Annotated in this window: 8 protein-coding genes and 2 pseudogenes; 6 read left to right on the top strand and 4 right to left on the bottom strand. The window is 30.3% G+C overall.

The features are described 5' to 3' along the window. Window positions 1-3,457: 3,457 nt before the first annotated feature. The 3 genes and pseudogenes from ACLBXA_RS21400 to ACLBXA_RS21390 all read right to left on the bottom strand — a co-directional run. Window positions 3,458-3,857 (bottom strand): annotated as a pseudogene (locus ACLBXA_RS21400) (RNA-guided endonuclease TnpB family protein); the annotation flags it as partial. Window positions 3,858-4,075: 218 nt separating this feature from the next. Beyond that, window positions 4,076-4,630 (bottom strand): MerR family transcriptional regulator, encoded by a 555-nt coding sequence (locus ACLBXA_RS21395; RefSeq protein ID WP_090978799.1) that lies wholly within the window; start codon window positions 4,628-4,630, stop codon window positions 4,076-4,078. Window positions 4,631-6,267: 1,637 nt separating this feature from the next. Further along, window positions 6,268-7,236 (bottom strand): Replicase RepFR55, encoded by a 969-nt coding sequence (locus tag ACLBXA_RS21390; RefSeq protein ID WP_277489840.1) that lies wholly within the window; start codon window positions 7,234-7,236, stop codon window positions 6,268-6,270. A gap of 666 nt (window positions 7,237-7,902) precedes the next feature. Here ACLBXA_RS21390 and ACLBXA_RS21385 point away from each other — a divergent pair. Then, window positions 7,903-9,033 (top strand): AimR family lysis-lysogeny pheromone receptor, encoded by a 1,131-nt coding sequence (locus ACLBXA_RS21385; protein ID WP_277489936.1) that lies wholly within the window; start codon window positions 7,903-7,905, stop codon window positions 9,031-9,033. Between the two features lie 390 nt (window positions 9,034-9,423). On the opposite strand, the gene ACLBXA_RS21380 is transcribed toward ACLBXA_RS21385, so the two are convergent. Beyond that, entirely contained in the window at window positions 9,424-9,816 is a 393-nt protein-coding gene (locus tag ACLBXA_RS21380) for a helix-turn-helix transcriptional regulator (RefSeq protein WP_277489839.1), read from the bottom strand. A gap of 146 nt (window positions 9,817-9,962) precedes the next feature. Between ACLBXA_RS21380 and ACLBXA_RS21375 the strand changes: the two genes are divergently transcribed. From ACLBXA_RS21375 to ACLBXA_RS21355, 5 genes and pseudogenes are all read left to right on the top strand, one after another. Beyond that, window positions 9,963-10,172, top strand: coding sequence for a helix-turn-helix transcriptional regulator (locus ACLBXA_RS21375; RefSeq protein ID WP_277489837.1), 210 nt, complete (start codon window positions 9,963-9,965; stop codon window positions 10,170-10,172). Between the two features lie 260 nt (window positions 10,173-10,432). After that, window positions 10,433-10,830, top strand: a pseudogene (locus ACLBXA_RS21370) (MSCRAMM family protein); the annotation flags it as partial. Between the two features lies 1 nt (window position 10,831). Beyond that, complete coding sequence (locus ACLBXA_RS21365) at window positions 10,832-10,963, top strand: hypothetical protein (protein ID WP_277489835.1); 132 nt, start codon at window positions 10,832-10,834, stop codon at window positions 10,961-10,963. 25 nt (window positions 10,964-10,988) lie between these two features. Further along, window positions 10,989-11,510, top strand: a complete 522-nt coding sequence (locus tag ACLBXA_RS21360; protein ID WP_277489833.1) for a hypothetical protein — start codon at window positions 10,989-10,991, stop codon at window positions 11,508-11,510. 49 nt (window positions 11,511-11,559) lie between these two features. Beyond that, entirely contained in the window at window positions 11,560-12,135 is a 576-nt protein-coding gene (locus ACLBXA_RS21355; protein WP_277489831.1) for a hypothetical protein, read from the top strand. Window positions 12,136-12,297: the final 162 nt, after the last annotated feature.

Raw genomic sequence — 12,297 nt, 5'->3', positions numbered from 1 at the left:
ATTCTCCGTGAACGCTATGCGTTCACGGAGAATCCATTATACTAATTGCAGGAATGCTGGTTTAAAGTTTAAAAGTAAGATATTTAAATAGACAATGAATAACCTGTATTGCTCTTGTTTTAATTTTGAAATTAACTCTAAATTTGTATGGTAAGATACCAAATTCTTTAACAAAAATTTTATATCATCGTATATTCTTCTCGGAGTACATATTTAAGTTTCTTAAGTTGAAGTAAATGCAAAAGTCTTATTTTATGAACGTTTTAGAAGTGTTATTTAGGCGTTGTTATTTGGTGTTGGGGCGTTCTTGAATCAATTTTTAGTGGCATATGTATATAGTAATTAATTCGATGTTTTTGATTGGTAGAGCAGAAGCCTTGGCTAAGAGATAATATGATTACAATTTAATAGGAGATTCTTTTCTTAAACATATGAAGATCTGGAGTATCAACCTTAGTTCGGAGAAGAGTACGGTAGACGTAGGCATATGTTTTTTTGAAATGAATGACTCTAGTCCAAATAAAACAAAATCTTCCACAAGAAACAAACGAATAGGTGATCAAATAAAAATATCTATAGTAGAACGTAGTTTGCGAAGGTCATGATTTAGTACAACTGTTAGACGGTATATAAAAGAATTAAGGAAAGTTTGCACTTCTGTTGGAAATGATATGTGATTAGGAATTAAAGAATTTTTCTAGTTATAAAAAAACTAAATTCGTTCTTCTGAAAATAGCTAGCAAAAGCAAGGCGCACTTTTTTCAGAAGAACGAAGGATTCTGAAAACTGGCATATGTAGCATAAAGAAGGCAATAATTTTTGAAGTATCTTAGATACAATTTTCAAGAATGTTGGAACTAAAGCAAAATGGAATGTGGAGAAAGTTATAGTTGTATCTGATCCAGTGCTTATAATCACTCATTTTAAAAGTTTTGCGAATAAATTTCTTATTTTTATGGTATATATCATAATAGATATATTAATCTAGGATTAACTTAAAAAACAAATCAATTTATTTCTTAGCTTTACAATATAGTTATAAAGAAATAGAAAAATTGTGTAATAGGGATTTATGAATGGAATGAAAATAACTATCATACATTGCGGGTTTCATGAACGTTATAAAAACGGTCATGTTGCTATCAAAATATATTTTTAACACTACTAACTATTTTTTTGTATAGGATGTATTTAATATGAGAATACTATTAATATTGAACTACGCCCACTTAACAATGTTGCGACCCATTTAATTTATTAGATTACGGCTTTATCTTGGATTTCTTAATTTCGTCAAGTGTGGGACGATAGAACGTTGAATGTTTTACAATTGCAATGAGTTTTGTGCAACCAACATTCCAATAAAAAAGTAATCTGTACAAGTATATGGTAACAAGACAATCTGTATGCATCGCCCACCTTCGCATTTTTGAGGAAGAAGCACTTTGTAATAATTTTGAGAATACTACTTTTAAGCAACTATGTTTTTAAATGATGTCACCAAATCGAAGACGTTACAAATTAAAATTATTAATCTTAACTTTAATCTATAAAGGTTAAGTGAATATTTTAAGGAATCAGGATTCTTTTACAATTCAAACGTTATCGAAGTGTTATTTTAGTGATAATTTTCACGTGAACGCTATCCGTTATTTTACCGCCTAACCCTTTAACTACAACGTTAGGAGTTGTTTAAAGGGCGTTACTCATAACAGGCGTATCAATTAATAAAATAAGTATTTAAATGATAAAAGCAATCTAAAATATATAAGGTGTTCTATAATTAGTACTGAATATTATAACAACAATTCCAACTAAATGAAGTAAAATTATATCGTATTAAATTCTTTAAACAGGAAACAACTTGCTAGAAGCAAAGAATAATCTTCCAAAGGCATATTTTAAAAAATGTCCTAAGTTTTGCCGTGTTATAGATGTTAATGAGAGTGTCCTTCTTATAACATACATTATTACAAAGGTATTAGCACAAGTTTGAATCATAAAAACGAAGTGGTTCATTTATAAAGCATAGAAATTACGAGAATAGTTACCTAACAAACTAAGAAGTTTACTTAGTGGATCTTGCGCCTTAAACAGTCTGTAAGAATGTTTAATACAATAGGAAGAAATAAAACAGATGAGCGCTTTAGAAACGTTAATTTAACGCTTTGTGGAATGTGAACGTATAGCGTTTACAAGAAATTCCCTTCATTAATATAATACGTTAAGATATATTTACATCTAAACGTATTATGTGATTTTAGGATAGATATGTTTTATTAAACAGTGTTCATAAGACTTATGAATTAGTAATAATGAATACTGCGATTGTATAATGCTGTTTTATTATTACAGATCTTAAGATTTATCTTAATTGAATGCTACACTTTATATAACAAATACAATCTGACAAATATATTAAAGTAGGCTGGAGATATATGGAGTATCTTTTGAATCCATAAGTAAGGACAAAAAAATATGTAGTTGTGGTTGTGCTGAAATTTTCTTCAACTTAAATGTTATCGAGTGTTATTTTAGTGATTTTTAATGTGAACGCTACCCGTTATTTCAGCGTCTATCCCTTTAATATCAATACTCTGAGTTGTTTAAAGGACGCAATTTATGCTAAAGAAATATATCAAAATGATAACAAGTGTATCAATTAATAGCTCGATAACAAAGTGGTAGGTTTCTATGTTGTAATAACTAATGAACGTTATAATAACGATCCTGACTTAATGAAGTATTTAAAGCAAAGTGGTATGAAAAAAAGTAGTTGATTTTAGCTGACGATGTTCGAAGTATGATTACGAAAACATAGACATTAATGGGCGTGTTCTTCATATGGCACATATCTTAGTAGCAAAGATTTAAATTATAAGAGCGATGTGATTCGTCTAAAAGGCCAAGGAACTATGTGATAGCGGCCTAACAAATTAGAGAATGTGTGTTCAGTGTTTTGAATCCGGAACGATCTGTAAGGATATTAGATGGCAAGTAGTTTAATACAATAAGAAAAAATGAGATGAGCGCTTACAAAACGTTAATTTAACGTTTTGTAAATGGTGAAAGCATAGGATTTAGTAATAATGAATGTAGCAATTGATGACAATGTAAATAAAAAATCTAATCTGGCAAAATGAATTAAAGAATACTAGAAAAAGCATGCAGTTTCCTATATGGGTTTAATATGTAGTTGAGGAATTAGAGGATTAGTCAAACCTCCCTAAAAATTGGAAAAGAAAACACTTAAGTAATTTTAGGAAATAGGATTAACATGTTGATATTAGAAATATAGAGTGTTTTTGGAATTCATAAGAAAGGTCCAATAAGATATGCAATTGTGGTCATCTTGAAATTCATGTAAGCAAAATATGTTGAACCACTCAGTACTTAACATCTTCCGGAGCGTTTTAAGTGAGGGATCCCTAAGTATAGAAGCCTAACGCTTTCTAATTTAGTAGGCCATCCCCATAGTTTCTACGGTTAAAAGAGGAATTGCTTCATTTCTAAGGTTGAGCACTGTGTTACGATCTCTATCATGATGTGTGCCACAATAAGGACAATCCCACTCAAGAATGGTTAGATTTTTAGCATCTTTGTTTTAGTAGTTACAATTGGAACATAATTGACGTGAAGCAAATGTTTTAGATAATACAGCTAATTGTTTGCCATACCACTTTGCTTTATATGCCAAGAGTGTTTGTAATTGGGACCAAGAGCTTTTGTAAGCTTTCTATTTTTGACATGCCACTGAATCGTACGTATTCTTTACCAATGACATCGTGCTTTTTGATGATTTCACTAGAGAGTTTATGTAAGTAATCAGCCCGTATACTTGCATCATTTTCATGGATTTATGCAAGTATCATGTGCTGTTTATTTTAGTTAGAGTAAGTAACATAAGTTATATAAAAGTACATTCTCAAAATTAAACAAGAAATAAAAAACATATTATAAAAATTTTTTACAAAACTACGTATTCATGTTGTGAGGATGGGTAAAAAAAAAAGCGGTAGCTACCGCTTTTTTTTACTCAATTAGATATGTATTAAATAAAAAACATATATCTGATTTAATTTCGACCAAAAAAACGTTGAATGAACGTTTTTTTGGTGTTATCTTGCTGTTCTTGGCGATCTTCATTCAATAGTTCAATTGCTTTATCCAGTTTTTCTTGTAATAACTGAATCTGTAAATCCTTGTCTTCTTTTTCTGAGCGTTCCTGTAATAATAATTTAATGATATCTTGGTTCTGCTGTACAATTTTATCTTGTTGCTCAAACATGTAAGAAAATTTTTCTTGAATCATCAAAATATCTGTTTCTGAACGTTTTCTGAGCGTTACTTGAACTTCATTTTCCTCATGAACGCTATCCGTTTTCTGAACGTTCTCTTCAGTGTTTTCCATGCTTCTTGTTGCAGCTTCTTCTAGTTTCCAGTTTTGATTTAAGTATTCTTTCATTTGCTTTAAGATATCTATATCATTCTCATAGTAAATTCGTTGATTACGCTCATTTCTTTCAAATATATATTCCATTTTTTCTAGTTCAATTGACCATCTGCGAAGTGTATTGGTGTTTATATCTAGTTGTTTTGCTACTTCTTGTGCAAAATATCCATATTCCAAACTTCACACCTCCATTATTTGTGTGTTAGATATTGATTCGTTCTTGAAAAGATCTTTCCTTTAAGAGTAAAAGTTTTATAGGCAGCGATCTAATCATTTGTACTCATATCAGTTTGTTTGTATACATACTTATATATTAAGTCAGTCTATACATCTAGCGTTAATGTTTTTTCAATAATAAACGCTATTCGTTCTAATAGCGTTCATTGTTGGAAGTGAACAAGTATTTATACAACATTAATGTAAGTAGGAAATTAATTTAAAACTAACTATTAATATTAGAAGTTTGTTGCTGATATAAGAATTTTACTAGATATTTGCAATAGAATCAAAGCTTTCATTAATAGAATTAGCAATTAAGTACTATTTTTTTATTACAAATGCCTAAAAAGCAAACAAAAAACTTTATTTATATGTGAACGCTATGCGTTAAAGTAGCGTTTTTGTTTGTATAAAAGCTTGCATAGTATGTATTACTTGAATATTAAAAAGGTACTAGATATTATTTATTGTGTTTTGAATCTCAAATAAGGTTATTTGTATAAGTGAAAAATAATGAGGGTTATTCAGAGATTAAATGTATTGTTTAAATATTAAATAGACATAGCTAAAAAAAACTCAGTTTTAGGTTTCATGTATATTAGTATGGACCAGATTTTTGAATAATATACACTTGTAATTCGATATGAAATTTAGATGTACATAGGGAGAGGGGCAATAGATATAGGCGTTTATTATTTTGACAAGGATACTTGTGATTAAAATATATTGAAAGAAAAAATTTAATATTATTTTGTTGATACTTACAGTAAATAAATCCTGTTTAAGAAAAGTGAAAGCTATAAATATATTAAAATGAAATTTCGTCTCGTTAATTTTACTTTACCAAATAATAGTTAGGATGAAAGATTTCAAGAGTTGTTAAAAGTAGTAGAACAGATGTTGGAGCAAAATATAGATTGTACAATAGTGGAAGAGGGGGAAGAAGACAATTGTATAATGAAATCAGTTGTTAAGACAGTGTATGAAACAAGTTATTATACATTTTAAAGAGTGAAATCAATGAGTACGAAGTTTTTAACTTTTAAAGCACATAGACAAATTAGAACAAATTAATCAAATACTATTGAACAAGGTTGATGAATAACAACAGGCCATTGCTTCCACTCAACTGGTAGAATCATAGTTTAGCCAATTGTTTAAGAAGTAAGTTATGCCAAATTAAATAAAAAATTAGGGAATCCTTTAGAAGATATGCTAAGCCTCCCTAAAAAGTTACAAAGAGATGCAAAGTACTATATTTAATAAATCTTGTTTTAGAAATTAAAATAAATAGAAACATTAGAATTAATTTTGGGGGCATTATGGTTATTGTATCAAGATATTGGAGATTTATGCTTAGTAAATTTCTAAGTAAATAGTTTAGTAAATAATTGAATATACTATATTCATGAGGTGTAAATTTTATAGTTGAATTAGAAGTAAAAAAATTATAGTCCATAGAAATTGTATATGATTTTTGAAATTATTTTATTGAAGACCAATAAGGCAATAAAGAACGATAAGAAGACATTACAAATAGCCTTGCTGTATATGTTTTTTTCAGCAAGGCTATTTGTAATTAGATTTTTTTGATTTTAATTGTGCTCATCTAAAAAATTATAAAAAACAAATGTATGACTATTATTTGTATCTAAGAGTGAGCTTGTATTTTGTGCATTACGTTTTCTACGATCTTGATTTTGTTTAGATTTTTGATTAAGCATTTTTATGAAATGTGCAGGATTACTGTTTTCAGCTTTATTAAATTGGAACCATTGCACACATTCTTCAAAATCCCATCTTATGTAGCGATCAATATCCGGTGGCAATCTTAAAGCAATTGTGTATGCATCATTTTCAGATAGGTATGTTAGCTCTTGACTCAAAATGTAGTAATACGCTTTTTTCTGATCTTCACTCAAATAATCATTTAAGTCTTGTAATCTATTATTTTTTCCTTGTTCCTCATGATTAACAGCAGGTTTTGATTGCTCTTCAATGCCGAAAATATCTAAGGAAGGTGAAGGTTTAAAATTGTTTTTTTGCATAAATTCAAGATCTGTCACATCAGACTTTTTACTAATTTTGTTATTTAAAAATCTAGTAAAAGTAGCACAAACATCAATTGCTACAGCCCATTTTATCTTGAAATATTCAACGATTTTTAAATAATTATTATGTATTGTTAAGATGTAAACAGAGGGGGCAATCTTTCCGTGCCGTCTTACCTTTATTTGTTGACATACTCCTAAATCTTGCAGCCAATTAAAAATGTAATTAATAATAGGTTTTGAAATTCCAGATTTTTTGCTAATGTGTTCTTGTTTAACTTGACTATAGCCTTCTTGTACTAAATAAGATAAAACAGTCTCTAAAGCTTCGTATTTCCTTTTGGTAAGATAATCTTTAGTGGTAGCACCTTCACACTCTAGGACAACACTATCAATATAAGAAGTTATTTTCTTGATTGCTTGATTGATAGCTCCAGGAGTTTTGGATAAGTGATGGATGTGGGGACTTAGTTCCGCTTTTGCTCGACTAAGCAAAAAGTTTCGCAACAACACTGAAAAAACCTCCTATTTTTCCCACTAAACACATACAGAAAAAACATGGAAAAATAGAGGTTCTTATTCACATTAAATTCACTTTATGTTATAATTACTTTTACAAGTGAACATTAAAAAATGTTAAATAAGACCCTTACTATTCTAGGAGTTTTAAATTGGTTCATGTCGCCAAACTAGAGACCAATTTAAAACTGTGTATAGTGGGTTTTTTTTATGTGTAAATATTTTTTGAAATTATTTCTTCTTTAAAATACAATCTTTCTATATATCTTATATTGTCATTAAAATAATATCAATCCCCTCGAGTAGCCTTTTTTATCCCATCTGTAAAAAACATTTAAATGTATTCATTCAAACGCATCTGAATTTTAGTGTCTTCACCATTATTTTTATAATTTTCTGATAAATAAATATAAAATTTTTATAATGGTCAATTTACACATAACGATAAGACCTTCGTGTTAAAATATTTCTAATTATACAATTTATGAGAAAAACATTAAGTAATATAATAACAAGTTTTGATTACCCGATTATTAAAGTTAATTATTAACCTCCAAGAATATATATAAATACTACACTATGAATTAAAACATCTATTTAATAATTTATATTGGGTGATGTGTCTTGTGCTTGGAAGGGGGCTTTACATTGGAGAATTTAATGGGGAAATTGTCGAAAATTAAAGCTGAAAAGAAAATAAGTAGTAGACAACTAGCAAAGGAAATTGGAACAAGTAAAACAACAATTGATAACGGACTTCAATGTAAAACAGAAGAGTTTAAATTTGAGATTTTTTTAAAGTTAATTCAAGCCATTTGTAATAGTTCGGAAGAGAAAAGAAAAATCATTCATGAATATATTCTTCTTTGTAAAACACCATTAAATGTACAAAAAGCATTATGCTATTGCCAAGCAATGGGAGAATACGAAGTAATAGCAGATATTATAGAAAAGCATGCGGATACAAAGGGATTAAAGAAGTACATAGCGGTTTATAAAATACAGAATAAAAGAAATCAAAACATAGCAAGAGGTCAGCAACTTCTAGATGAGATGTATACCAAAGATTTCTCTTCAGATACAGTGTGTCAAGCAGCCTTAAATATTTTATATATGGAAGCTATGTATGATAAGCAAAATTATAATGCGGTTATTCCTTATGCTGATCGTACAGATGTCATTTTAAAAGAAGTGAAACAAGAGTACGTTAAGAGATGCTTGGAAATGAAATATAAAGAGCGACTGGCTTATATATATTTAATGAGAAATGCCTTAGATAGATGTCGCAATACATGTTATGAAATTTTAGATTCTGAATTGGATATTTCTATTATCAAGGCTACAGCTTGGTGCTGTTTAGGAGAAAGTTTCACGTTTGAATGTCCATCTACAGCTGAGAAGTATATCAAGAAAGCCATTTCTCTTTGTGAAAGTATTCAAGTTCCACAAAAAACACAAAAGTATTTAGCGTTTCATACTACACTAGCGCATTTGTATATAGAAAATGGTATTAATTTAGATGAGATAAGATTTGATCTTATTCATTCATCTGAGAAGGCTTTTTTTGAATGCATGCATGGTGATTGGGAAAAGGGAAATAAACTATATGAAGATTTGAGAAAAGATGGTAAAAAATTTACGGCATTCCAGCAGTATTCGTTTTCAAAAGTAAATAATGATATAATAGGATTAAAAGAATCGTTAGAATCTTTCGAATTGACAGGTAATGTTTTTTATTCGCAATACGTCAAGAAGGAGCTATTAAAAGAAGAGGTGAAGTCAAGTGAATAATTTTTTAGCGGTTACGTTATATACCGTGATGCTATTGACATCGTTTTTTCAATTAGAAACACCAGATTCTCAATATGCAAAAGCGCAAGATACAAATAAATATGTTATGCAAAGGATGGTCGATCCCGGAGGTGGTTAAGCCGTTTAAGCAAGAAAGACGCTACTAAAAAGTAGCGTCTTTCGTACTTTATAATGATGGCTCATTATCATAAAGCGTACAAATTTCGTGCCACTACCACATAAAATTCATGTGAAATATGGGAGGGGGGTTACAAAATGAATCTTAATCAAGAGTGGTTTAAAGAAATGATTAACCAGGATAATAATATTTTAGAAACTTATCGTGAATTATTATTGTTAATTGGAAATTTCCAAGAAGGGTAATGTATTTCAGCTATGTTTTAATTTATTTTTAGTCTCAATTCTATGCGTTAAGTATTTTGCATACTCAATTAACTCATTTTCTAATAATGGTTTATCTTTATCAGGAATATTTTTATAGCTTTCATACAAATCTTTTGCTAAACGTTCAACAACTAATTTTCGATCTTCTGTTGTAAGAGCTTCACTATCACCAATTTTATGATTTAGGAGTCGATCAGTACTTACATTAAAATATATAGAGATTTTTTGGAGCATTTCAAAACTTGGCTCTTTCCTGTTATTTTCCCAATTGGAAATAGTACTACTAGCGACTCCTAAAACATCACCAAGTTCTTTCATATTTAATCCTTTAAGCGTTCTTAGAATTCTAACATTTTCTCCGAAATAATTCTGTATCATCTATTTCACTCCATTCATTATATTCACATTAGGGATTATTATTTATCCTTAAAGTAAAGTTAATTCACCTTAGGGATATAAAAGTATCCCGAAAGGATTGACATTCTACTTTAAGGAGAATAGAATGTGATTAAGGGGGTGGGGAATTGGCTGTCATACGCAATATTAGAGAATCAAAAGGGTTATCAATTCAAGAGCTGTCGGATGCTTCTAAAATACCTTTGAAAACTCTTTATCACATTGAAGCTGGTACAAAAGGAGTTATTGAAAATAGGGCAAAAGTTCTTGCTGATATTTTCAATGAGCCAATTGAAAAATTGTTTTTTGCTACGTACTATCGTGCAAGATTAGAATGAAACAAATTTCATTTACTAACTAAACAATAATTATACATCTATATTGTAAATGAAAAATACAGAAAAGTGATAACATAAATGCTTTTTTTAAGTTGATAAATCTGAAAATTCGGTTTTTTAGTTCTCTAAAAACTGCATATCATATGAGGAAACTGTTATTCATGTTGAAACTTTCGTGTCGTATGCTAGTCATTACAATAAGTGCGCTCCCTGTAGCATTAAACCTCCTATTTCCGGCAACAATAAACTTCCGAACGCTGAAGCTTCCATATGGAAAATACACGTATAAAGAAACATTCGCATAAGAAGGATATTTACTGAATGAAGAAATATTGTCATTTGAAATTAAAGAAGATGGTCAAATTATTAAGCAAACGGTGAAGGATCAGAAGAAATCACCCCACCCCATACTCCAGTGACAACACAACAGCTTAGGGCAACCAGAAGTGCCACAACCACAGATACCGGAAAACCTTTCATTTCGCAATTAGAGAAACCACAACTAGAACAAACACCAAAGAAAATTGAAACGTATCTTCCGACAACAGGCGGTAAAGCCGAAAATCCATACATAAAATGGATCGGTCTTGCATGTGTCGTACTTGGCTCAATTGGAGCTGTATTTGCAGTAAGAAACCGTAAGAAAGCTCAATCATGATATGAAAGAATATGAAGCTCATTTTAGTGAAGTAGATGAAAATCCATTAGGCTTTGCTATTGGATTTCGAAATGCATGTATATTCGTTATTCCTATTTGGACAATTATTTTTTGGACAGGGAGCAAGATATAAGGAGCCGAGAGGGAGATGAAATGAAATGTCAGGAATCTACATTGGTAATGTTAAACAAAGTTATATTAACCCGTTGGATATAAAGAATTTATATCCAACGGAAAAGGAAAACAATCTATTGTTTTTAGGGCAACCTGGAAAAGGTACGAAACATCGTATAGGTGATTGGCTTTCTAAAGAACTCATGCAAGCTATTTCTATTGCTCAAACTGTAATCAAGCCAAAAGAACGGTATGATTTCTGGATAGAATCCGCTACAAATTTATTAGCCGGAAGTATCTTGTATTTAAATCAACGACACGGGGATTTATACTATCTAGATTTAGAAAAGGTTAGGGAATTTGTACAACAAGCAAAAGAAAATGATAACTATCTTTTGGAGTTAAGTGAGCTATTAAAGAAAGATCATCCAGCCTATCAAATATTTAGCGTATTAGCCTTATCAGTAAAAGAAACAAGGCAATGCACAATTAATACACTTTTACGAATTTTAGATGAGCAGCAAGAGCAACATGAGAATTTAGAAAAACAGAGAGATTATTTTTGATTTCAATACTAGTCATAAGTGGATAATGAAATAGGAAGGAGTGCAACGCATGTTAGGTGTAGCTAAGAAGTATACAAAGGTGATTAAGGCGTTGAAAGAGTTGAATGAAGAGGAAAAGGTTGCAGGGGTGATAAAAGCTCGTTTTGGGGCTTATAAAATGGTCATAGAAGGTGTGAAAGAAAACTCCAACGATTATATTTTCATTTTTGATCCAAAAGGTATCTTTTATGAAGATACCCATCACGAAAAACAAAAACAAGGGTATCACATCATCAAACATGATTTATTAACTGGTTATGAAACACTACAAATGGATCTAAAACAAAAATCCGTTGTGTACATCAGTGTAGAAACGGAAACAAGTACGTATCAAGAGAGAGGAGAAGCATTATCTAATTTTCTTCAGTATCTAACAGAATGCAAGAATATAAGACCGATTCACCTGGTATTTCATCAATATGATTTGTACCCGATCCCTCATATGGAGCAGTTTTTGAAAGAAAGCGCAACATACCACATTCAGCATTCAATCGTAGTTGAATCTCAATCCGCATTACAGCACATATACGGAAAAGAGGCAGCACAACGCATCATAACCTCGTATAACACAACAATCCTAGCATGATCTAAAGCACTCGTTCACTATTTCATCCTATCTAGATGGCTAGAAAACTAGACAAGGGAGAAGCGCTTTTCTCCCTTCTTTATCAAAAATAGGAGGCGTTCATATGGGAAAAGAAAAAAGACTCACATTTTATGATATTGCGGCATCACAAGCTCATAGTGT

This window comes from Bacillus sp. D48C, from assembly GCF_053345735.1.
Note: the sequence above shows the minus strand (reverse complement) of the source record. Positions and strands in the feature narration are given on the sequence as shown.